This is a genomic window from Methylocapsa polymorpha, assembly GCF_045689225.1.
In the GTDB taxonomy this organism is placed as follows: domain Bacteria; phylum Pseudomonadota; class Alphaproteobacteria; order Rhizobiales; family Beijerinckiaceae; genus Methylocapsa; species Methylocapsa polymorpha.
The window spans coordinates 2,974,775-2,995,346 of sequence record NZ_CP136862.1; the positions used below are offsets into that span (position 1 = coordinate 2,974,775).

The following is a 20,572-nucleotide window of genomic DNA, read 5'->3' on the forward strand; positions in this document are numbered from 1 at the left end:
AAGGGTCGGAAGCGGTTGGTCGGAGCGTTGGCTTGACGCGGGACGCCAAGCATGGAGCAGGGCATGAACAAGCACATCACAGCCGAAGCGCCGTTGGACGTAACGCGCATCCGTCAGGATTTCCCGATTCTCGCGAAGGAAGTCTATGGCAAGCCGCTGGTCTATCTCGACAACGCCGCCTCGGCGCAAAAGCCGCAGGAAGTCGTCGATCGCATGGTCCACGCCATGTATCATGAATATGCGAATGTTCATCGCGGCCTGCATTTCCTCGCCAATGCGGCGACCGACGCCTTCGAGGTCGCCCGCGAAAGCGTTCGCGCCTTCCTCAACGCCGGCTCGGTCAATGAGATCATCTTCACGAAGTCGGCGACCGAAGCGATCAATCTGGTCGCCGCCTCGTTCGGACAGGCCTTCATCAAGGAAGGCGACGAGATCGTACTCTCGATCATGGAGCATCACGCCAATATCGTTCCCTGGCACTTCCTGCGCGAGCGCAAGGGCGCGGCCCTGACCTGGGTGGACATTGACGACGAAGGCAATTTCTCCATCGAGGAATTCGAAAAGGCGTTGACGCCGAAGACGAAAATCGTCGCCATCACCCATATGTCGAACATGCTCGGCACGGTGACGCCGGTGAAGGAGATCATCAAGATCGCGCATGAGCGCGGCATACCGGTGCTGATCGACGGCTCTCAAGGCGCGGTGCATCTCGAAGTCGACGTTCGCGATCTCGACGTCGATTTCTATGTCGTGACCGGCCATAAGCTTTACGGGCCGACCGGGATCGGCGCGCTTTACGCCAAGCAGGAATGGCTGGAGAAGCTGCCGCCGTTCCTAGGCGGCGGTGAGATGATCAACGAGGTCACCAAGGATCGCATCACCTATAACGAGCCGCCGCATCGCTTCGAAGCGGGCACGCCGCCGATCGTGCAGGCGATCGGGCTCGGCGCCGCCGTCGACTACATGCAGAAGGTCGGCCGCGCCCGCATTCACGCGCATGAGACCGCCTTGAGCGATTACGCGCATGAACGTTTGTCGCAGATCAATTCGCTTCGCATCTTCGGCCGCGCGAAGGGAAAAGGCGCGATTCTGGCTTTCGAAATGAAAAACGCCCATGCGCATGACGTCGCAACCATCATCGACCGCTCTGGCGTCGCGGTCCGCGCCGGCACCCATTGCGCCCAGCCACTGCTTGCCCGTTTCGGCGTCACGTCAACCTGCCGAGCCTCGTTCGCACTCTACAACACGTTCGAAGAAGTCGATAAGCTCGCCGAAGCTTTGATCAAGGCCGAAGGCCTATTTGCCTAATAAATGAGGAGTCCGTTATGGCCGAATCGGAAACCATCGAAGCCCAAGAAGTCCAGGAAATCCTGCCGAACGAGCCGCAATGGATCTTCGACGGCTCGGTTTTGCCGCATGAGCGGACGCGCTACACGAACGATGTCGTCGCCGCCCTCAAGACCGTGTTCGATCCCGAGATTCCCTGCGACGTCTATGAGCTCGGCCTGATCTACAAGGTGGAGATCGACGAGCATCGCTTGATCAAGATCGAGATGACCTTGACCGCGCCCGGTTGTCCCGTTGCGGGCGAGATCACGCGGTCGATCGAGACGGCGGTCGGGACCGTGCCGGGAACGCTGGGCGTCATCGTCACGATCGTCTTTGAGCCGCCATGGGATCAAGGGCGCATGTCCGACGAGGCGCGCGTCTCGCTCGACATGTTTTGAGCCCTCTCCGGGCGGGCGCCTCGCGGGCTTTCTCGGTTTCGGCCGGGCATGCCCTCCGGCGCTCGCCCGCGCCGTAAAAGCGCAACTCAATCATTGGCCAACGCCTCGCCGCCCTGACGCCTCAAAGGGATCTCATCCCTTGAGCAAGGGTTCGAGCAATTTATCGAGCGCCTCAGGCGTCACCTCGCCGGTTTGCTTCTTGCCATTGATGAAAAAGGTCGGCGTTGCGTTGACGCCGAATTTCTCGGCGGCGTGATCGCGCACCTTGTTGATCTTGTCGTAGAGGTCTTGATTCTTGAGGCAGGCTTCGAAAGCCTCTTGAGTCACGCCGGCTTGCTTGACGAGATTGGCCAAGGATTCGACCGGTTTTTCGGTAAAGGCCCAATTTTTCTGCTGGGCGAAAAGCAGATCGACGATCGCGGTGCGCTTATCGTCGCCGGCGCAGCGGGCCAGCATGAAGCCGGCGGTCGCCAGCGGATCGAGCGGAAATTCGCGCAGGATGAAGCGCACCTTGCCCGCGTCGATATATTTGCGCTTCAGCTCCGGATAGGTCGTCGCGTGAAAGGCGGCGCAATGAGAGCATGTCATCGAGGCGTATTCGACGATGGTGACGGGCGCGTCGCTCTTGCCCAGAACCACGTCAGGCAAGGCCTCGCCCGCCATCAGCTGATCGACAGGCGCGCTGGCGCCTTGGGCCAGAGCCGGCTCCCGCAGATCAGCCACCGCGGCGAAGATTCCGGCGGCCGTCAGTCCGGCCGCCGCCGCGATCTCTAGGAATTTGCGGCGGCTTTTCAGGGACGCCGGGGATTTATTGGGCGAACGCATAAATTTGATCCATCCGTTAGGGCGGAGATTGGCCCAACGGCCAAGCTTGAACACGAGCCTATACTGGCGGCGCAGGTAAAACCATCCAGGAAAAACTATCAAGGAGCGGCACGGTTTTTTGATCTCAATCGCCGCGCGCCCGCCGGCTCAGCGCGTGGGCGCCGAGTCGAGCCAGAGCCTGGCGCAAGCCCTCATCCTTGATATTGCTCACGAGATTTTCGGCCTCTTTCGCGGCGATAGGGTCGGGCACCGAACGCGCGAGCCGCGCGGCGGCGCGGCGCTCCACAGGGCCCTGCTTCAGCGTAAGGCGCGTGACGCAGCGCCAGCCGAGATGGGCGTTGACGCGCTCGATGACGGCGCCGGAGAGATGCTGCAATTCGAGCGCAAATCCAGTCTCGACGCGCACGATCAGGGTCGCCGAAGCATCCGCCGCATGCCGATCGCGCGCCGGCCATTGCAGCTTGATCGGCTGGGACATTGCGGCGAGCCTCTCGCCGACAATGTCGTCCCAATAGAGGATAAGGTCGGATTGGCCAAACCCTTGACGCGCCAGAACGGGATCAATCACAGCTCCGACGAGATCGGCGAGCGGTCGCGACCAAGAGCCTTTGTTGGACTGCTGTTTCCGCATCGGCCTCGCGTCCTGTCCTCGTCTTATACCCTAGTTTCGCCGTGGGAGGTCAATGCTGCGGACGGAGTGCTTTCGCGCGCTCTTTTCGAGCCGGCCGAGGGCGCGCAAGGCGAAATCACGCGGCGCCGGCGTGCAGCGCGGCCGCGCGTTTCCTCAGCTCCTCGGGTGAAACATCCTCCTTGTGGGTGGCGATCCACCAGCGATGCCCATAGGGGTCTTCGAATTTGCCGCCCCGGTCGCCGTAAAAGAGATCCTCGACCGGCCGCAGGATTTTGAGGCCTTCGCCGACCGCCTGGCTCGTGAAGGCGTCGACATCCTCGACATAGAGGTGGATCATGATCGGCGTCCCGCCGATTGTCTGGGGACTCAACGCGTCATGATCGGGGAACTCGTCCGAGAGCATGATCCTGGCTTGGCCGATCTCGAGTTCGGCGTGGCCGATCGTGCCCTCATGTCCGATGCAAAGCATTTCCACCGCGCCGAAAGCTCTTTTGTAGAAGTTGATGGCTTCGCTGGCGTTGCGCACGCTGAGATATGGTATCGCTCCCTGATGACCCTCCGGGATAGGCTTAGCTGCCCCGCTCATCGATTGCTCCCCTGATGACGTCTGCCCACAAATCGCATGCCCGGTGGACGAATGATCGAAGAATTGGCGCAAGAATTGACCTGCGGCGGGAACACTCGGCCGCGATCAATTCCTGGCTTTGCTTCTCATGACTATGCGCATGGCAGGAGAGCGGCTAAACAAGGCGCATGTATGACGTTGTTCATGAACCGTTAATCACGCCGTCCTGCGCCGCCGCCGCGCTGGACTGGTATGACCGCCATCGCCGCGCGCTGCCTTGGCGATCCGAGCCGCACGAGAAAGCCGATCCTTACGTGGTCTGGCTTTCCGAAATCATGCTGCAACAAACGACGGTTGCGGCGGTCAAGCCTTATTTCGCGGCCTTTCTGGCGCGCTGGCCCAATGTCAGCCTTTTGGCGCAAGCCCCGATCGACGAGGTGATGCGGCAATGGGCCGGGCTCGGCTATTATTCGCGCGCGCGCAATCTCCACGCCTGCGCCAAACGGGTCGCTGGCGAGTTCGATGGGCGGTTTCCCGACACGGAGGCGGCGCTGCGCAAGTTGCCGGGTCTCGGGCCGTACACGGCGGCGGCGATCGCCGCGATCGCCTTTGGGCGGCGGGCGGCGGTGGTCGACGGGAATGTCGAGCGCGTGGTCGCGCGGCTTTTTGCGATCGCGGCGCCGTTGCCCGCCGCCAGGGCCCTGATCAGGGAAAAGGTCGAGGCGTTGACGCCCAGCGCGCGGCCGGGCGATTTCGCGCAGGCGATGATGGACCTCGGCGCGACGATCTGCACGCCGAAACAGCCTGCCTGCGCCATTTGTCCCTTGCTGGACCATTGCGCGGGCCGGGCGTCGGGAGAGCCGAGGCGTTTTCCGGTCAAGGCGCCAAAACGGGAGCGGCCGCGCTGGCGCGGCGCGGCCTTCTTCGTGCGGCGCGCGGATGGCGCGATCCTCGTCCGCACGCGCCCGCCGAAGGGCTTGCTCGGGGGCATGGTGGAAATTCCAGGAACCGCATGGAGCGCCGATTTCGACCCTGGCGCAGCGTTGCGCGAGGCGCCTATTCACGCGCCCTACCGGAAGCTTGAGTCCGTGGTGGAGCATGTGTTCACGCATTTTGCGCTCAGGCTCGATATTTATGTGGCGGAGATCGCGCGGACGAGCCGCGCGCCAGCGGGGTGCCGCTGGGCGTTGGAGGGCGACCTCGACAAGGAGGCCTTGCCGAGCGTTATGCGCAAAGTAGTTGAAGCCGCGCGCAAAGGCGGCAAATTATTCGGCGGGGGAGATTGAGCCATGACCAGGCGGCGCGGCGCGGAGCCGCAAATCACTCTGACCGAAGGGTCGATCCGCGTGCTGTGGGGCGACAAGGTCCTGACTATCCCGCATGCGCCCGGACTGCCCGACGCCAAGGATCAAGCCGATTTCATTGTCGATCTCGACGCCATCCTGAGTTGGGACGCGCCCAATGACGCCAATGCAATCGAAGTCGCGGAGCTGCAGAAAATCGTGCAAGCGATCGAAACGGAGTTCGAGCGGCTCGGGCTCGTGGTGGAGTTCGAGTAGACATGCGCTCCACGACCGGCGTCGCAGGCGTTCTCAAGAGACGCGCGAAATTGTAGGCTGCGGCATAAAATTGGAGACGGACAACGCGACGGCGTCGCGATCCGCGGATGACGACGACGCGCTGCGCTGTTAAGCTTCTCCGGTCGTAACGTTTACGACTGGAGAAAGAAGCCATGGATCGAAGATCATTCGTGACATCGGTGCTGTTGTCGGCAGGCGTTCTCGCCGCCGCCGTAGGAGCGGCCAGCGCGTTGACCGCAGCCGCGCCCCGCGAGCAACTGGCGCCGGCGGACAACGCCGACATCGAAAACGTCTGGTGGCGGCGTCGCGTGTATCGGCGGCGCTGGTATCGCCGCCGCTGGCGGCGCTGGTGAGCAAAATCGGTTGGAGAGCCGCCAACCGTGACGCACAAGACCGACGACCGCGCGGCAATCATGCGCGGGCGGCTGGCGGGAGCAATTAGGCGAGTGGGGGCGTTCGAGCGTCCCCATACGGCCCAGGAGCTCCAATTCAAATTGCGCCCCGCCGGAAAATTTTGAGCATTGCCACGGCGCCTCTCGGCCGCTGGCGTAGCTTTGCTTCGAGCGCGCCGTTCACTAAAGCCTATTCCGCAGCCTCGCGTAGGCTCGCCCTTGCCTTTGCGCGTAAAGCGTCGATGGGCTCATATTTTCCGTCGCGAAAAAACTGCCAGAATGTCCAGCCATTGCAGGCCGGCAGGCCTTGGGCCAGAGCGCCGATCTTGTGGATCGATCCGGCGATCGCGCCGAGCGAGACCGCGCCGTCGGCCCGCACGATCACGGCATGCCGTCTTTTTTCATCGACGAGCGTCTCGCCGGGCTGGATCAACCCGGCCTCGACGAGCGAGGCGAAGGCGATGCGCGGCTCCGATCTTTTGCTCGGGACCGTCGCGATCGCCTCATGCGGGAGCATCTCGATCTTCGCTATCCTTGCTTGTGCGGCGGATGCGTAGGAGGGCTCGCGTTCGACGCCGATGAAATTGCGCCCGAGCCTTTTGGCGACCGCGCCCGTCGTGCCGGAGCCAAAGAACGGGTCGAGGACAAGATCGCCCGGATTCGAGGCGGCGAGCATGATGCGGGCGAGCAAGGCTTCGGGTTTTTGCGTCGGATGGATCTTGCGGCCGGAGGCGTCCTTGAGGCGCTCGGCGCCGGTGCAGATCGGAAAAAGCCAATCGGAGCGGACCTGGCAATCCTCATTGCCGGCCTTCAGCAATTCATAATTGAACCGATAGGTCTTCGCCCCGACGCCCTTCGCCGCCCAGATCAGCGTCTCATGCGCATTGGTGAAGCGCCGGCCGCGAAAATTCGGCATCGGATTGGCTTTGCGCCAGACAATATCGTTCAAGATCCAAAAGCCCTGATCCTGCAGGATCGAGCCCACCCGGAAAATATTGTGATAGGAGCCGATCACGAAAATCGTCGCGTCCGGCTTCATGATTTTACGCACGGCGTCGAGCCAGGCCCGCGTGAAATCATCATAGTCGGAGAAGCTCGCGAACTTGTCCCAATCATCGTCCACGGCGTCGACGAGACTTTGGTCCGGCCGCGACAGCGCCGCCTCGAGCTGCAGATTATAGGGCGGATCGGCGAAGACGAGATCGATGGAATTGGGCGGCAGCCGGGCGAGCTCATCGAGACAATCGCCGACGATGATCGAGTTCAAGGGAAGCGCCGCGGCGGGCGGGGTCGAAGCAGGCCCGGCCAGACGCTGCCTGACGGAGCGCGGCGCGGAAATCCCGGTACGCGCAACCTTGATCCGGGATTTCGCGCCGGCTAGTCCGGCATTTAGGGTACGCATGAATGATGACCGATACGCAACTCGCAAGCGAACGTTGCGTCACGCGCGGTAAAGACCGCGTTTAAGCCGACAATTTTAATCTGTCTCTTTTTCGCACGGTTCCGATGTAGAATTGCCCTCGGACGCCTTGAACGGGCTGAAGCTCAGCCGGTGAAAAGCGCAGGGGCCGTGCTCGGCGATCGCTGCGAGATGGGCCCGCGTGGCGTAGCCGACATGCTGGCTGAAGCCATAGACGGGATGGCGGGCGCAGAGCCGGCGCATGAGGCGGTCGCGGGTCACTTTGGCGATGATGGAGGCGGCGGCGATCGACAGGACCGCCGCGTCGCCCTTGACGATCGTCTCGGCGGGGCAGGGCAGATCTGGCGGCGGATCATTGCCGTCGATCAGAACATGGCGGGGCTCGACGGACAGCGCGAAAAGCGCCCTGCGCATGGCGGCGAACGTCGCCTGGCGAATGTTGATTGCGTCGATTTCCGCCGCGCTCGCGAAACCGACGGAGACAGCGATGGCGCGCCGCATGATTTCTTCGTAGAGAGACTCGCGCGCGTCTTGCGCCAGGAGCTTCGAATCGTTCAGCCCGGCCGGCAGGTCGCGCGGATCGAGAATGACGGCCGCGGCGGCGACCGGCCCGGCGAGCGGGCCGCGCCCCACCTCGTCAACGCCCGCCGCCGGCCAGACGTCTCGCTTGAGGAGCCGCCTTTCGATGCGAAAGTCAGGCTTCGCCATAGAGCTGCCCCAGCGCGTAGGTTCGAGCGCGGTCATCGAAGCGCAAGAAAATTGATCCAGATTGACCGATCAGCCCGTTTGGGAGCTAGGCGACATCTGGGCCGCATCCGTATATAAGATTTGCTCAATGAGCTAGTTCGGGCAAGGCCGCCCTTGAGCGCTGCTGGGCGGCGTCAAAATCGGGTTCGCCGCCATCGCCAGGCGGAAAGCGGGATAGGGAAGCACGAATGGTCAAGATCCTTCCGGTCATCATGTGCGGCGGTTCGGGGACGCGGGTCTGGCCAGAATCCCGAGAGAGCCTGCCGAAGCAATTCATCTCGCTGGTCGGCGCGCATTCGACATTTCAAATGGCGCTCGAGGCCCTCGACGACAGCGTCTTCGAGACGCCGATCGTCATCTCCAATCATGATTATCGCTTTCTCGTCGCCAATCAATTGGCGCAGGTGAAGCGCGAGGCGCGAATCATCCTCGAACCGGTCCGCCGCGACTCCGGACCGGCCGTCGCCGTCGCCGCCGAGCTTGCGGCGCAAGCAGGGCCGGATACGATCGTCGCGGTGCTCGCGGCCGATCATGTGGTGCAGGACAAGCCGGGCTTCGTGGCGCTGTGCAAGCAGGCCGCAGAGGCGGCCGCGCTCGGCTATATCGTGACGCTCGGCATCAAGCCGAGCGGACCCGCGACCGGATATGGCTATATCAAGCCCGGCAAGGCGGTAACCCTCGACGGCAATGTGTTCAAGGTCGCGGGCTTTGTTGAAAAGCCGGACGCAGCCACCGCGGAACAATATGTCGCCGAAAATTATCTCTGGAACTCCGGCAATTTTTTCTTTCGCGCCGATGTCATGCAGGCTGAGCTTCGGCTGCACGAGCCGCTCATCGCGGAGGCTGCGGCTGAAGCCGTCGCCAAGTCTCGGCAGGATTTGAATTTCATCGTCCTCGACGCGGACGCTTTTGCTCGGGCGCCGAAAATATCAATCGATTACGCCGTCATGGAGCGCACCGACAAGGCGGCTGTCGTCCCCGCCGACATCGGCTGGTCCGATGTCGGAAACTGGTCTGCGGTGTGGGAACTGTCGGACCGCGACGAGAGCGGCAATTCGATCCGGGGCCATGGCGTCGTCATGAACGCGTCGAACGTTCATGTCCGCTCCGACGACCATTTGACCACGGTTGTCGGCGTCGACGACGTCATCGTCATCACCACGCAAGACGCCGTGCTAGTGCTCAACAAGGCGCATGGCGATCAGGTCAAGCAGCTCGTCGATCGCCTCAAGACTGAAAACCGGCCGGAGGCTCTGGCGCATAAGCGCTGCTATCGCCCATGGGGCTATTATCAGTCGGTCGATTCGGGATCGCGCTACCAGGTTAAGCGCATCGTCGTGAAGCCCGGCGAGCGCTTGTCGCTGCAGAAGCATTTCCACCGCGCCGAGCATTGGATCGTCGTCAAGGGCACTGCGGAAGTCACGCGCGACAATGAGATTCATCTCGTGCATGAGAACGAGTCGATCTATCTGCCGATCGGCGCCGTGCATAGAATGGCCAATCCGGGTCGGATCGATCTCGAATTGATCGAAGTGCAGACCGGCTCCTATCTCGGCGAGGACGACATCGTTCGCATCCAGGATGTCTATAATCGCGGGTGAGCTGCGCTCAGAGCGTGTCCTTTAAGGCGGTCGGTCGACCTTTTTTAAAGCGTGCTTTGACTCTTTGAGTTTGAAGTTGGCGGCGCAAGAATCTGTCGTGCGAACGCCGACAAGCGCAGTAACGGCTCGTGGATCGGAATGCTTGTAATTTTTGGGGGATTGCCGGGCGTAGGCAAGACTACGATCGCGCGCGCATTGGCGGTGCGGTTGAAGGCCGTGTATTTGCGCATAGATACGATCGAGCAGGCAATTCGCTCCTCTGATGTTCTGGCCGCCGACGCCGATATGGGGCCGACTGGATATATAGTCGCCTATCATCTTGCGGCGGACAATCTGCGGATGGGGAGGAGCGTCGTTGCGGACTCCGTCAATTCAATGGCGCTGACCCGCGACGCTTACAAAGCGGTCGCGGAGCGTGAAGCTGTCAACTTCTTGGAAGTTGAAGTCATTTGTTCAGACAAGACAGAGCACCGCAAGCGGATCGAAACGCGTGAGTCCGATATTGCGGGACTGGCGCTGCCGACATGGCGAAGCATCGTCGCCGCGCCTTATGAAAGCTGGGGCCGCCCCCATCTTGTGCTCGACACAGCCTCGCTGACGGCGAGGGAAAGTTTGGAGATAATCATAGGCGCTTTGTCCTCGCCGAATTTGCGAACTCCTGAATTCGGAGACCCAGGCGCGCACTGAATTGATCGCGCACGGAGCGATTGAAACAGCTCTTCCGAATTCAATAGGCGTTCTTGAAAGCCTTTGCGGACATGAGGGTGCGCCACAGGATCTGGAGATCGAGCCAGAGCGACCAGTGATCTATGTAATAGAGGTCGTGCTCTATTCTCGCCTTCAGGGTCTCCGGCGTGATTTCGCCGCGCAAGCCGTTGACCTGAGCCCAGCCCGTGATGCCCGGCTTCACATTGTGGCGGCGGGCGTAAAGCGTCACGGATGGTTCGTAGAGTTGATCATGCGCCAGCGCATGCGGGCGCGGCCCGACAAGGGACATATCGCCGAGCAGGACATTCAACAGCTGCGGCAATTCATCGAGATTGGTCTTACGCATGAAGCGGCCGATCCGTGTGACGCGAGGATCCTGCGCCGTCGCCTGTCGAACCCTTCTGTCATCCTCGAGCGTGCGCATTGAGCGGAATTTGAAGATACGAAATGGCTCCTGGTTGAAGCCATAGCGGCGCTGCCGGAAAATCGCCGGGCCCTTGCTGTCTAGCTTGATCGCGAGGGCGAGCGCGACGAAGACAGGCGAAAGAACGGTAAGGGCGGCGAGGGCGGCGACAATGTCGAACAGCCGCTTTCCGACGACATGGGCGGGCGACCATGGCAGCGTCAGATTGAGACTCGAGAGCGGCCCGACATTGGCGACCTTCGCCTTTGTGAAGCGGTCCAGCAAGCAATCCGAGCCGAGATGAAGCGCGGCGGGGATTCGCAGAAACGCGTTGATGCAGCGGTCGATCGCGTCCTTGTCTGTCCAGGGCAGGAGAATGAACACGTCTTCGGGAAGAAAAATTCGCGCCGCAGCCGCCGCCAAGACGAGATCCTCGTCGAGATGATCGCGCCCTCTGAGCACGGTCGCGGTTACGATGCGCATGCCGAAGGCGGCGAGGTCGTAGCGCTGATAGAATTCTTCGATCTGATGCTCATATCCGAGGAGGAGAACCCGCCGCGCCGCCAAGCCGCCGCGCTCGGCGCTGGCGCTCGTCTTGAGCACCTGAGCATAGCGGGCGAGCATGAGCGCAGTGAAGCCGAGGACGAAAAAAAAGCAGACCCAGGCGCGCGACATGTCGGGCGTCGTCTTCATCATGAAGGCGATCATGACGGCGCCTGGAAACGCCAGGCTCCAGGCCAGCCCGCAACGCTGAAAATGCGTCTTGAAGGAGAGATAGCGCTCGTAGGAATATTCGCCGCGGGCGAAACTTATCGCGAGAAACACGGCGCCGACGAGCGCGCCGAATTCATCGATGGGTTCGGCTAAATCGATCTCGCCGTGCTTGTAGATTTGCGTCAGAATATTCGCGGCGAGCCCGCCGAAGGCGATTGCGCAAAGATCGGCGAAAATAGCAACGAACGCGAAGCCGCTCTTGATCCAGGCCTTGGCTTTCCGCGATGAAAGCGTTCGTCTTACGCTTGGGGCGAGCTCGCGGCTGTCGTTTGTCGCCGAAGCTTGGTTCACGGACATGATCTGGCTCCCATACGAACCCATGATTTGAGCGCGTCAGGGCAAGCCCTTCGAGTCGGTTCCGGCTCAGCCGCCGCCCGTTGGTTCGCCCGCGCCCCCTTGACGGCTTGGCCTTGGCGAAGCATCGTAATCAGAGCGCGTTAATAGATGCGGGTTTGTCAGCACTCATGTTTAGGATTTCCGGTCTTTTCGCGATTTTTCTTCTGGCGGCGGCTGGCGTCATCGGGGGTTTTTGTTCGGCAGTCTCGGCGCGTCCTCTCACGCCCGCGGAGCGGCGCTACTTTCCCTGGGACGGCATCTTGCCGGAGTGCGGAGATCCGGAGGTGTTGGAGCGCATTCAATCGCGTTTTTATGATCGCGAAAGCGAGTTCTGGAAAACCGGCCTCGAGATCGCCGGTTTCGAAGAGGTGAGGGAAATCGGCTATCGTTCAAACGGCCTCGATTACATTCCGCGGCGCTATTGCGTCGGCCGCGCCTTTTTGAACGATGGGCGGTCGCGTTCGGTTTCTTATTCGATCAACAAGGAGCTCGGGATTACCGGAGTCGGCTTCGGCGTCGAATGGTGCGTCGCCGGGCTTGATCGAAACGACGCTTATTCACCCGCCTGCAAGATGGCGCAGCCCTGACGGATTAGGCTCGCCCATGGCGATGGAGTTCTTTGCGAGACGACGCGGCGCGGCCCTTGCGCTCGCCCTGATCGCCTTTGGCGCGTGGCCGCAATTTTGCGCCGCGCAGGCCCCGTCTCGCGACGGCGACTGCATCTTGGACAGATGCGCCGACAAGGCGCCGCCGGAGGATGGTCGAGGTTCGGAGCCGCCGGCTCCGTCGATCGATTTTCAAAGATCGCGGCGGCGCGGGGGCGGCGGCGTCCCCGGGCAATTCGATTTCTACGTTCTCTCCCTCTCCTGGTCTTCCGGCTTTTGCAAGACGCCGGCCGCCGCCAGGGCGCGCCGGCAATGCGATCCGGGCGCCGATCTCGGTTTCGTCGTTCATGGGCTTTGGCCGCAATATGAGCGCGGCTATCCCACAGATTGCGAGCCTGGCGCGCGCGAGCCTTCGCGGATCGCCTTGCAGGCCGCCGCCGGGCTCTACCCTGATGAAGGGCTCGCTCGGCATGAGTGGCGCAAGCATGGCGTCTGCTCGGGAAAAAGCCCGACGGACTATTTCGCCGATGTCCGCAGGGCGCGCGACGCCGTCACGATCCCGGCGCCGTTCCAAGCCGCTAAGGAGGATCAGACCTGGACTCCGATCGACATTGAGCGCGCTTTCATCGCGGCCAATCGGCGTTTGCGGCCGGGGATGCTCGGCGTGACCTGCGCCGACGGCGTCCTCCAGGAAGTCAGGATTTGTTTCTCCAAGGACTTGCGCGATTTTCACGCCTGCCCGGAGGTCAGCCGTCAAGGCTGCCGCGCGGGGGAGCTTTCCGTTCCGCCGGCGCTTTGAAACTCTGTAACTGTCGCTTGTCCGTCCAGATAAACCGTCGTGCGCGTCATCGCAAAACATCGAGAATATGTCTGGTGATTTAAATGCTAGATCGCGACTTCTTCGAGGATGTTTGCCACGATGTTCACCATACGAACTCAAGCTCGATATGAGTTTTGGCGAGGCTTCGATTTGTCTTGTCGCGGCGAACCAAAAGAGACTGGTCAAAAGAGACTGGCGAGAGTATCGAACGATCTAAAATCAAAAACCGCCGCAGGACCCCGCGACGGTGAGAGCGCTCTAGGCGCCGAAAGAGCGACGCCTAGGCATTAAAAGTCGAAGCTGAGCTGTCCACAGCATCGCCAGTAATCGCTAACGTGTTCCAATCGGCCAAACCGGATACGAACATAACTGTTGACGTGGTGACAGCGTGGTCGTCGTCTAGTCATTTTGACTCCTATCGGGAGTCACAGAGTTGATCAGACGGACGGCTAGTGATATGTTCCCCGGTGGGAAACGGCTATCTAGCCGCCCTATCTGCCGAATGGGTCCTGTGAAACCGCCCCGTCCGGTAAGCTAAACGACGGCTCCTTTGGAGGGTGATGACCTCCTTGGGAGCCGTTCGCATTCTGGCCTAGGTCACGTATATCGCTATTTGGATTCAAATTCAAGTGGCGCCGAGCGTATGATGTGTGTATGTATCTATTAAAAAAGGTAGATACGCCCATGACCGACCCAGCCATCACCAACGCCCTAGCACAACGAAAGCACTTAGAGGAAAAGTTAGCGGAGTGCGAAGCCCGCGCTAAGCGGGTACGCGCACAACTATCTGATATTAATAAATTTATATCCCAATGGGAAAAGCTCTCCGGGCAGCCCGCTTTCAACTCGGTAACGACGGTTGATAAGGGGAATCTGTCTCAAAATAATACGGATTCCGGTTTATCATCGAGGCTTAGAAATCCGAAAAAGGAAAAGGTTGCCACTCTTGTACGAGAGATCTTGGAAGAGCGGGGACGGCCGATGATGAGGGCTGATCTGTATAAGGCTCTGCAATCACGCGGGATACAAATCTACGGGAATGACCCTGAGATGGTGCTTTCCACCATGTTGTGGCGAGTGGGTGAAGAGTTTAAAATTGGGAGATTGAAAAGCGGTGGATATTGGCTTTCAGACAGAGCCGCCCCGGAAGTCCAAACAGAAATCGACACGCGGCCAATTAAGGATGTGTTCAGCTAGGCGGAGACGGGGCTTCTTTACTGGTCCTCACGACTGAATGCGCTTCAATTCTAGTCTTGGGTCAAGCACGGTCCCTTTAGCAGGGATACGGCGCATGGAGATAAATGAATTACCGACACGAATTTCACGCCGGCAATTTCGCCGATGTCTTCAAGCATATCTTTCTGACGCGCATCCTTCTCCATCTCGCAGTGAAGCCGACGCCTTTCCGCTACATTGAGACTCACGCCGGAAGCGGAATCTATGACCTCTCCGGGCCGGAGGCGGAAAGGACCGCCGAGTGGCGTGGCGGGATCGGAAGGCTCGCAGCGGCCAAGCTGCCGCCCGAGGCGCAAAGCCTCGTCCAGCCCTATCTGCAAATCGTCGCGCCGCTCTTTGATGCGAGCGAGCCGCGCTATCCTGGTTCGCCGGCGATCGCCCGCGCTCTATTGCGGCGCCAGGACCGCATGATTCTCTGCGAGCTCCACCCGCCCGCCTTTCAAAGCTTGAAAGCCAATCTCGGCTCTGACGCCCGGGCGAAGCTCATTGAGATCGACGGCTATACGGGGCTCAAGGCCTTCATTCCGCCGGTCGAGCGGCGGGGGCTTGTGCTGATCGATCCGCCTTTCGAAGACGCCAACGAATTCACAAGGCTTGCGCGGGCCATCGAGGCGGCATGGCGCAAATGGGCCACCGGCGTTTACCTTGTATGGTATCCGGTCAAGGACGCGAGCCAGGCGGCGGGTTTTGCGCGAACGCTGGCGCAAGCCGGCGTCAAGCCGCTCTTGCGCATCGAGCTTCAGGTCGACGCCGTGGCGGCTGAATTGGGCCTCGTCCGCTCGGGTCTGATCGTCGTCAATCCGCCGTTTCGTCTCGACGTGGAAGCAGAGCGGATTCTGCCAAGCTTGAGCCAATGCCTGGCGGATCGCAAGCCGGCCTATCAGATCGAATGGCTGGCGAGGGCGTAGGCGCCTTGCCAAAGCTTGACGCTGCTCCACTTTCTTCCAATCGGGCTCGTCGCTTCGACGAATCCGATGCCGAAAGGCCAATTCCGGCTCCCCTCGAAGGGACCGGACAATATGGAACTAAATGGGAAGGGAAATGTCCTATGTCGCAGCAGGGAACGGTCAAATTCTTTAACGCGGACAAGGGCTACGGCTTTATTAAGCCAGACGACGGCGGGCGCGACATCTTCGTCCACATCACGGCGGTCGAGCGCGCCGGCTTGGCCTCGCTGACGGAGGGTCAACGCGTCGCCTACGAGGTCGAACCGGATAAGAAAGGCAAGGGCCCGAAGGCAGTCGACTTGCAATTGGAGTAGAGGGAATATGGAGTAGAGGGAATAGCTTTAAAGGGCGCGCGGCGGCGAAGCTTCGCGCATAATTTATGGCGCCATTTGATTTCAGGCCCGCGGCGCGATTGGCCGCGCGGCGGGGAAGGAGGCTCTTGGCCTTGAGCTGGGCCAGAATGGCCAATATGGAGTTTTGAAGCGACCTAACGGCCTTGTGGCCGTTATTTTTTTGCCGGAGCTTGTTTTGGAGAAGCTGGTCCTGCGCTCGTCGCAGAGCTTGCCTTTTAGGCGGAAGGCTTGAGCCTTCAGTTGATGCGCTGCTGAGCCTATCCCTCGGCGTAGCTGCTTCGGTCTGCCCGAAGCGGAGCCACTCGGCACAAGAATTGAATAATTCTAAGCGCGATTCAGTCACCAAGCTAGGACAGGTTTATGTCGCTCGATCTACCTATCGTATTCAAATACCATGTCTTTGCCTGTTTCACGAAGCGGCCGCCCGGCCATCCGCGCGGGAGCTGCATGGAAAACGGCGCGCAGCCGCTTTGGGATCGCCTGATGCAAAAGGTCGAGGCCAAGCAGCTTCCCGACGTCAATGTGAGCGCCTCGGGATGCCTCAGCTTCTGCCGCGCCGGCCCGCTGATGGTCGTCTATCCGGAGGGGATCTGGTATCACCCCGAAAAAATCGAGGACATTGACGAGATCATTCAATCGCATTTCGTCGAAGGCAATCCGGTCGAGCGCCTGATCATCGTCCCGCAGCGCTGAACCTGCGCGCAGCCGGCGCATAATTCGCTCAATCACGCGTCGGCCCGGGACTTGCTTCGCCCTTGCGGCAAAGTCGCGGGGCACCGCGCAACGCGACAAAATTTCGGTTCGGGAGAAGCATCATGCTGGACACGGCGATCGTCGGCGGCGGCTTGTGCGGGCTCGCGCTCGCCGCTGGCTTGCAGGCGCAGGGGCGGGAGTTCACGCTGTTCGAGGCGCGCCCCAGGCTCGGCGGACGCGTGCTCTCCGTCGCCTCCGAAAAGGCCGGGATGCGGGTCGATCTCGGCCCGACCTGGTATTGGCCTGACACCCAGCCGGGCATGACCAGACTGGTCGCCGATCTCGGGCTCGTCAGCTTTCCGCAGCATGATTCCGGAACCGTCCTGCGGCTGCACGACCACGACAGGAAGGCCGCGCCGAGCGAGAATGAAAGCGTTCACGCGGGCGCACGCCGGGTCGAGGGCGGCATGCTTTCCGTCATCGAGGCCATCGCGAAAAAGATCCCCGAGGAGCGGCTGCGCCTCGAGCAAGCGCTTACGACGATTTTCGATCGCGGCGACCATGTAGAGCTGCATTTCCGCCAGGGCGACTCCTTGCTCGTCGTACAGGCGCGCCGCGTCGTCCTCGCGGTGCCGCCGCGCGTCGTCGAGGAGCAGATCCGCTTCGAGCCGAGCCTCGACGACAATCTGATCGAGGTCATGCGGGAGACCTATACCTGGATGGCCGGCGAGGCGAAGGCTGTGATCGCCTATGATCGCCCGCTTTGGCGCGAGGCCGGCAATTCCGGCAACGCCTATGTCACGCATGAGCAGGCGGTCCTCGGCGAGATATTCGACGCCTGCGACGCCACCGGGACGCGCGCGGCGCTCGGAGGCTTTCTCGCGCTGCCGCCGTCCTTGCGGGACTCGTTCAAGGCCGGCCTGCCTATGCTGATGGGCAATCAGATCGGCCAGCTCTTCGGTCCCGAGCTCGAACATGGCGAGCAGCATTACCAGGACTGGGCCGCGGAGGCCTATACCTGCGCGCGGCGCGATCTGATCCCGCCGGACGATCATCCTCATTATGGCAACCCCTATCTGCGGCAGGCGATCTGGGACGGCAAGCTTTTCTTCGGCGGCTCGGAGACGGCGAGCTACGCCGGCGGCTATATGGAGGGCGCGCTCGATTCGGCGCGGCGCCTCGTGCGCGAAATCGGCCGTTTCGCTCCCGTGGTCAGCCCGCAGAGCGGGGACAAAACAACCGCCTCGAACGCCGACAGCGTCGCCTTGTTCGGGCAATGGGTGGCTGGGCGGCAGGCGGAGCTCCTCGAAGCCTACCGCAAGCAGCTCAACCGTTTGCTGGCGAGCGCCGACAAGGAGATCGTAACGCAGCGCGCCATGGTCGCCACCATGGAGCAGGTTTTCAGCGAAGCCCTGCTGCGGCTCGAGGATCTTTCCTTCGACATGGGCGACGTCGCGGTCGAGCGCGGCCGGTCCGCCTTGACGCCCGAGATCCTCAAGACATTCGACGGCTTCATTCAGTTTCTCATCGACTCAGTCATCGAGTACAATCGCACATCCTGCGCGCTGTCGAATTTTCCTGGCGAAGACAAGCCCTCGAAGGACTATCTTCAGGCGATCCTCCGCGACATCGCAGCGGCCTGGAAGGAGTTCTGCCTTTCCGTCAATGCTTTCTTCATCGCCAAGACCCCGGTGGACGCGACGGCTTGAGGCGGGTCTGCCTCCGAAGCGCTTTGTAAGCCTTGTTCGCGGGGCTTTCTCTATATACGTTAATATATAGAAATCGGTAGCGCGCGCGCCGCGCCCGCCGGCCGAAGCGAGGGGAAAAGTGCGGCTCGGACTTTTCCTGAATTTCGAACATGGCGAGGAGAGCAATCTCGCCGCGTTTCAGCGCCAGATCGACCTTGCGGAAAAGGCGGAGCAATTCGGGCTCGACGAGCTTTGGGTTTCCGAGCACCATTTTAGCTCCTTCACCCAGTCGGGTTCGACGCTGGCGATCATGGCCCATCTCGCCGGCCGGACCAGCCGGATCAGAATCGGCGCGGCCGCGATCCTATTGCCTTTGCACAACCCGATCCGCCTCGCCGAGGATCTCGCGACGATCGACATTCTTTCGCGTGGAAGGCTCGATTTGGGCCTCGCGCGGGGAGGGCCTTTTCCAACCCAATATGCGCATTTTCACATCGAGCCGGACGAGGCCCGCGCGCGATCAGACGAGGCGGCGGAGCTTCTCCTTCGATTGCTCACGGACGAAAGTGTCAACTTCAAAGGCCGCTGGCATGTTTGCGAGGGGCTGACTGTCTATCCGCGTCTCGTGCAGCCGAAGCTGCCGGTCTGGGTCGCTTCGGCTGATAAAGACACCGTCGCGCGGGCGAGCCGGCGCGGATTTGGGCTGATGGCGGGACATGCCGCGTCGCAAGCTTTGATCGGCGGGCTGCGCGATGTCTATCGCGAAGCAAGCGGCGCGAGAGATCCCGACGTCGTGATTTTGCGCAATGTTTGCGTCGCCGACACGGACGCCGCCGCCCACAAGGCCGCTCTCCCGGCGCTCGAACGCTTTTACGAAAGGATGCGCGAGCACTCTGGGCGTCCTGCAGGCCCGATGTCGCTCGACGGCGCTCTCGCCGCGGGGCTCATCGGTTCGCCCGAGACCTGCCGCGCCAAACTCGAAGAGCTTAAAGCCGCGGTTCCCGTCTCGAGCCTTGTCTTGAAGATCGCCTGTCTCGATCCGGCGATGGCGGTTGAAACTTTGCGAAGGTTTCGCAGCGAGGTCGCGCCGGCCGGGACCGAGGTCGCCGGCGCGCCGATCGTCTCACGCGGCTGACGAAGCGGCGTCGCATGATCGAAAAGGACTTTGCTCAAATTGAAGATGCTGCGGGACATGCTCTTGCGCACATTCGGAAAGTCCAGAGCCAGGCATGGTTGAACCATATGGCGGCGTTTGCCGCTGAAGGGGGCGCCATGTTTTCCAATCCTATGTTCGTTCAGGCTCTGCGGTTTCTGTCGGGCGCAAGCCTCGCTCTAACCGTGGCCATCATGCTGCTGATGTCCCATTGCTATCTGGTCGGCGGGCGCGTTCCGGCCACAGTCCTCGGCGTTTTTCTCTGCATGACTTGCCAAGCGCTCATGCCATTGGTCGGGTTTGCGCTGTGGGGCTTGCTCCCAGCGAGAAGATCCGTCAGCCGGTCCTGGCGAGGTGAAATCGAAAACGGCCGGCTGGGCTCGCGTTTGGGACATGGGCCCGAACAAGCGCCTTCGAGCCTTACTTTTGGAGACTGAAATCGACCGCATCGTTCGGCCGTCAATCTTCGGTCACTTGCGGCTCGTCGGATGAATCTATCCGTTTGCGTTTCACCGCATCGATGCGATCGGCCATTGTTTCCTGGTTGAAGTTGCGATCCGGCCGAGGCTACATATCAAAAAGTGGCCGCCGAAATTTTCCCTGCGGCTTCTGGCGTCGCCTGTTCGGCTCCCGGGGTCGCTGAGATTGGACCGATGAAGATCCTATATGCCTGCCTCTTCCTGCTTGCGGCTCCCGCATCCTTGGCCGCGGCGGACGTCAACGACTATCCGACCGAGGCGCGCGCCGATTATGTGTTCGTCTGCATGAAGGCGAATGGCGAGACGCGCGACGCGCTGAAGCGCTGCTCCTGCTCAATCGACGTCATCGCCTCCTTGCTTCCTTATGATGCTTATGTCGCCGCCGAAACGGTCGCGAGCATGACTCAGGCGCAGGGCCAGATCGGCGCGTTGTTTCGCGCCAGCGAGCAGGCGAAAGCCACCGCCGCCGAGCTGCGCCGCGCCCAGGCCGAAGCAGAAATACGCTGCTTTTAATCGAGTAGAATATGCTCCGACATAATCGATCCGACGAAGTTCTTTCTCGATCGGATCATGTCGATGCGCCTGAGAAATGCGCTTGGGCCATGTAAATCTCATCGAGCGGCTTCAGTGTGCGGGCGCCGCAAAGCCCGGCCGAAAGTTTCGAAACAGACGAGCCTCCCGCCTATCTTGTTGTTTCGGCGACGGAACCGACGTCGATCCGATTTCTGGCGGCCGGCGCCGTTCGGGCTTTCGCGCGCGCAGGTTCAGTCTTTGCGGAGGCTCGTCCTAACCGTCCGTGCATCGGGCAGGATGGCGCCAAAACGCCCAAAATGATCAATGGAATGACTATTGTGTCACGCAAAGCGTCAAGATATACGTCTCGTGGAGT

23 protein-coding genes are annotated in these 20,572 nt (G+C 61.2%); 17 read left to right on the forward strand and 6 right to left on the reverse strand.

The window, feature by feature from the left end; all coding sequences use genetic code 11:
• Positions 1–63 precede the first annotated feature (63 nt).
• Both RZS28_RS13720 and RZS28_RS13725 read left to right on the forward strand, forming a co-directional pair.
• Positions 64–1,308: a cysteine desulfurase gene (locus RZS28_RS13720; protein ID WP_407338298.1), complete on the forward strand. Its 1,245-nt coding sequence runs from the start codon at positions 64–66 to the stop codon at positions 1,306–1,308.
• Between the two features lie 17 nt (positions 1,309–1,325).
• Entirely contained in the window at positions 1,326–1,727 is a 402-nt protein-coding gene (locus tag RZS28_RS13725; RefSeq protein WP_407338299.1) for an iron-sulfur cluster assembly protein, read from the forward strand.
• Between the two features lie 132 nt (positions 1,728–1,859).
• Here the strand turns inward: RZS28_RS13725 and RZS28_RS13730 are convergent, their stop codons facing one another.
• The 3 genes from RZS28_RS13730 to RZS28_RS13740 form a co-directional block, all read right to left on the reverse strand.
• Positions 1,860–2,552 (reverse strand): DsbA family protein, encoded by a 693-nt coding sequence (locus RZS28_RS13730; protein ID WP_407338300.1) that lies wholly within the window; start codon positions 2,550–2,552, stop codon positions 1,860–1,862.
• Between the two features lie 124 nt (positions 2,553–2,676).
• Positions 2,677–3,183 carry a DUF721 domain-containing protein gene (locus RZS28_RS13735; protein WP_407338301.1) on the reverse strand — a complete coding sequence of 169 codons (507 nt, stop codon included), beginning with the start codon at positions 3,181–3,183 and terminating at the stop codon, positions 2,677–2,679.
• A gap of 115 nt (positions 3,184–3,298) precedes the next feature.
• Positions 3,299–3,769, reverse strand: coding sequence for a VOC family protein (locus tag RZS28_RS13740; protein ID WP_407338302.1), 471 nt, complete (start codon positions 3,767–3,769; stop codon positions 3,299–3,301).
• 167 nt (positions 3,770–3,936) lie between these two features.
• Between RZS28_RS13740 and mutY the strand changes: the two genes are divergently transcribed.
• The 3 genes from mutY (at position 3,937) to RZS28_RS13755 (ending at position 5,681) form a co-directional block, all read left to right on the forward strand.
• Positions 3,937–5,034 carry an A/G-specific adenine glycosylase gene (mutY, locus tag RZS28_RS13745; protein ID WP_407338303.1) on the forward strand — a complete coding sequence of 366 codons (1,098 nt, stop codon included), beginning with the start codon at positions 3,937–3,939 and terminating at the stop codon, positions 5,032–5,034.
• A 3-nt stretch (positions 5,035–5,037) separates the two neighbouring features.
• The gene (locus tag RZS28_RS13750) at positions 5,038–5,307 is read left to right on the forward strand and encodes an Imm74 family immunity protein (RefSeq protein WP_407338304.1); all 270 of its coding nucleotides are present in this window, start codon (positions 5,038–5,040) and stop codon (positions 5,305–5,307) included.
• Between the two features lie 173 nt (positions 5,308–5,480).
• Positions 5,481–5,681, forward strand: coding sequence for a hypothetical protein (locus RZS28_RS13755; protein WP_407338305.1), 201 nt, complete (start codon positions 5,481–5,483; stop codon positions 5,679–5,681).
• Between the two features lie 229 nt (positions 5,682–5,910).
• Here RZS28_RS13755 and RZS28_RS13760 read toward each other — a convergent pair whose 3' ends face one another.
• Positions 5,911–7,122 (reverse strand): site-specific DNA-methyltransferase, encoded by a 1,212-nt coding sequence (locus RZS28_RS13760; RefSeq protein WP_407338306.1) that lies wholly within the window; start codon positions 7,120–7,122, stop codon positions 5,911–5,913.
• 75 nt (positions 7,123–7,197) lie between these two features.
• Entirely contained in the window at positions 7,198–7,848 is a 651-nt protein-coding gene (locus RZS28_RS13765; RefSeq protein WP_407338307.1) for a ribonuclease HII, read from the reverse strand.
• 227 nt (positions 7,849–8,075) lie between these two features.
• Here RZS28_RS13765 and RZS28_RS13770 point away from each other — a divergent pair, with 227 nt between their 5' ends.
• Positions 8,076–9,488, forward strand: coding sequence for a mannose-1-phosphate guanylyltransferase/mannose-6-phosphate isomerase (locus RZS28_RS13770; RefSeq protein WP_407338308.1), 1,413 nt, complete (start codon positions 8,076–8,078; stop codon positions 9,486–9,488).
• A gap of 138 nt (positions 9,489–9,626) precedes the next feature.
• The gene (locus RZS28_RS13775; protein WP_407338309.1) at positions 9,627–10,175 is read left to right on the forward strand and encodes an AAA family ATPase; all 549 of its coding nucleotides are present in this window, start codon (positions 9,627–9,629) and stop codon (positions 10,173–10,175) included.
• A 40-nt stretch (positions 10,176–10,215) separates the two neighbouring features.
• Here the strand turns inward: RZS28_RS13775 and RZS28_RS13780 are convergent, their stop codons facing one another.
• On the reverse strand, positions 10,216–11,670 hold the full coding sequence (locus RZS28_RS13780) for an exopolysaccharide biosynthesis polyprenyl glycosylphosphotransferase (protein ID WP_407338310.1): 1,455 nt from the start codon (positions 11,668–11,670) through the stop codon (positions 10,216–10,218).
• A 167-nt stretch (positions 11,671–11,837) separates the two neighbouring features.
• Between RZS28_RS13780 and RZS28_RS13785 the strand changes: the two genes are divergently transcribed.
• From RZS28_RS13785 to RZS28_RS13830, 10 genes are all read left to right on the forward strand, one after another.
• Positions 11,838–12,296, forward strand: a complete 459-nt coding sequence (locus RZS28_RS13785) for a hypothetical protein (RefSeq protein WP_407338311.1) — start codon at positions 11,838–11,840, stop codon at positions 12,294–12,296.
• 16 nt (positions 12,297–12,312) lie between these two features.
• Positions 12,313–13,113: a ribonuclease T2 family protein gene (locus RZS28_RS13790; protein WP_407338312.1), complete on the forward strand. Its 801-nt coding sequence runs from the start codon at positions 12,313–12,315 to the stop codon at positions 13,111–13,113.
• Between the two features lie 705 nt (positions 13,114–13,818).
• Complete coding sequence (locus tag RZS28_RS13795) at positions 13,819–14,331, forward strand: hypothetical protein (protein ID WP_407338313.1); 513 nt, start codon at positions 13,819–13,821, stop codon at positions 14,329–14,331.
• A gap of 104 nt (positions 14,332–14,435) precedes the next feature.
• On the forward strand, positions 14,436–15,278 hold the full coding sequence (locus RZS28_RS13800) for a 23S rRNA (adenine(2030)-N(6))-methyltransferase RlmJ (protein WP_407338314.1): 843 nt from the start codon (positions 14,436–14,438) through the stop codon (positions 15,276–15,278).
• Positions 15,279–15,418: 140 nt separating this feature from the next.
• Positions 15,419–15,631: a cold-shock protein gene (locus tag RZS28_RS13805; protein WP_407338315.1), complete on the forward strand. Its 213-nt coding sequence runs from the start codon at positions 15,419–15,421 to the stop codon at positions 15,629–15,631.
• Positions 15,632–16,030: 399 nt separating this feature from the next.
• Complete coding sequence (locus tag RZS28_RS13810) at positions 16,031–16,363, forward strand: (2Fe-2S) ferredoxin domain-containing protein (protein WP_407338316.1); 333 nt, start codon at positions 16,031–16,033, stop codon at positions 16,361–16,363.
• Positions 16,364–16,485: 122 nt separating this feature from the next.
• The gene (locus RZS28_RS13815; RefSeq protein ID WP_407338317.1) at positions 16,486–18,072 is read left to right on the forward strand and encodes a flavin monoamine oxidase family protein; all 1,587 of its coding nucleotides are present in this window, start codon (positions 16,486–16,488) and stop codon (positions 18,070–18,072) included.
• A gap of 118 nt (positions 18,073–18,190) precedes the next feature.
• Positions 18,191–19,186, forward strand: coding sequence for an LLM class flavin-dependent oxidoreductase (locus RZS28_RS13820; protein WP_407338318.1), 996 nt, complete (start codon positions 18,191–18,193; stop codon positions 19,184–19,186).
• 137 nt (positions 19,187–19,323) lie between these two features.
• Positions 19,324–19,641 carry a hypothetical protein gene (locus RZS28_RS13825; RefSeq protein WP_407338319.1) on the forward strand — a complete coding sequence of 106 codons (318 nt, stop codon included), beginning with the start codon at positions 19,324–19,326 and terminating at the stop codon, positions 19,639–19,641.
• Positions 19,642–19,857: 216 nt separating this feature from the next.
• Positions 19,858–20,196: a hypothetical protein gene (locus RZS28_RS13830; RefSeq protein WP_407338320.1), complete on the forward strand. Its 339-nt coding sequence runs from the start codon at positions 19,858–19,860 to the stop codon at positions 20,194–20,196.
• Positions 20,197–20,572: the final 376 nt, after the last annotated feature.

Coding starts and splice junctions, on each gene's coding strand:
- RZS28_RS13720 (WP_407338298.1), top strand. CDS start 64: ATGAACAAGCACATCACAGCCGAAGCGCCGTTGGACGTAACGCGCATC.
- RZS28_RS13725 (WP_407338299.1), top strand. CDS start 1,326: ATGGCCGAATCGGAAACCATCGAAGCCCAAGAAGTCCAGGAAATCCTG.
- RZS28_RS13730 (WP_407338300.1), bottom strand. CDS start 2,552: ATGCGTTCGCCCAATAAATCCCCGGCGTCCCTGAAAAGCCGCCGCAAA.
- RZS28_RS13735 (WP_407338301.1), bottom strand. CDS start 3,183: ATGCGGAAACAGCAGTCCAACAAAGGCTCTTGGTCGCGACCGCTCGCC.
- RZS28_RS13740 (WP_407338302.1), bottom strand. CDS start 3,769: ATGAGCGGGGCAGCTAAGCCTATCCCGGAGGGTCATCAGGGAGCGATA.
- mutY (WP_407338303.1), top strand. CDS start 3,937: ATGTATGACGTTGTTCATGAACCGTTAATCACGCCGTCCTGCGCCGCC.
- RZS28_RS13750 (WP_407338304.1), top strand. CDS start 5,038: ATGACCAGGCGGCGCGGCGCGGAGCCGCAAATCACTCTGACCGAAGGG.
- RZS28_RS13755 (WP_407338305.1), top strand. CDS start 5,481: ATGGATCGAAGATCATTCGTGACATCGGTGCTGTTGTCGGCAGGCGTT.
- RZS28_RS13760 (WP_407338306.1), bottom strand. CDS start 7,122: ATGCGTACCCTAAATGCCGGACTAGCCGGCGCGAAATCCCGGATCAAG.
- RZS28_RS13765 (WP_407338307.1), bottom strand. CDS start 7,848: ATGGCGAAGCCTGACTTTCGCATCGAAAGGCGGCTCCTCAAGCGAGAC.
- RZS28_RS13770 (WP_407338308.1), top strand. CDS start 8,076: ATGGTCAAGATCCTTCCGGTCATCATGTGCGGCGGTTCGGGGACGCGG.
- RZS28_RS13775 (WP_407338309.1), top strand. CDS start 9,627: ATGCTTGTAATTTTTGGGGGATTGCCGGGCGTAGGCAAGACTACGATC.
- RZS28_RS13780 (WP_407338310.1), bottom strand. CDS start 11,670: ATGTCCGTGAACCAAGCTTCGGCGACAAACGACAGCCGCGAGCTCGCC.
- RZS28_RS13785 (WP_407338311.1), top strand. CDS start 11,838: ATGTTTAGGATTTCCGGTCTTTTCGCGATTTTTCTTCTGGCGGCGGCT.
- RZS28_RS13790 (WP_407338312.1), top strand. CDS start 12,313: ATGGCGATGGAGTTCTTTGCGAGACGACGCGGCGCGGCCCTTGCGCTC.
- RZS28_RS13795 (WP_407338313.1), top strand. CDS start 13,819: ATGACCGACCCAGCCATCACCAACGCCCTAGCACAACGAAAGCACTTA.
- RZS28_RS13800 (WP_407338314.1), top strand. CDS start 14,436: ATGAATTACCGACACGAATTTCACGCCGGCAATTTCGCCGATGTCTTC.
- RZS28_RS13805 (WP_407338315.1), top strand. CDS start 15,419: ATGTCGCAGCAGGGAACGGTCAAATTCTTTAACGCGGACAAGGGCTAC.
- RZS28_RS13810 (WP_407338316.1), top strand. CDS start 16,031: ATGTCGCTCGATCTACCTATCGTATTCAAATACCATGTCTTTGCCTGT.
- RZS28_RS13815 (WP_407338317.1), top strand. CDS start 16,486: ATGCTGGACACGGCGATCGTCGGCGGCGGCTTGTGCGGGCTCGCGCTC.
- RZS28_RS13825 (WP_407338319.1), top strand. CDS start 19,324: ATGTTTTCCAATCCTATGTTCGTTCAGGCTCTGCGGTTTCTGTCGGGC.
- RZS28_RS13830 (WP_407338320.1), top strand. CDS start 19,858: ATGAAGATCCTATATGCCTGCCTCTTCCTGCTTGCGGCTCCCGCATCC.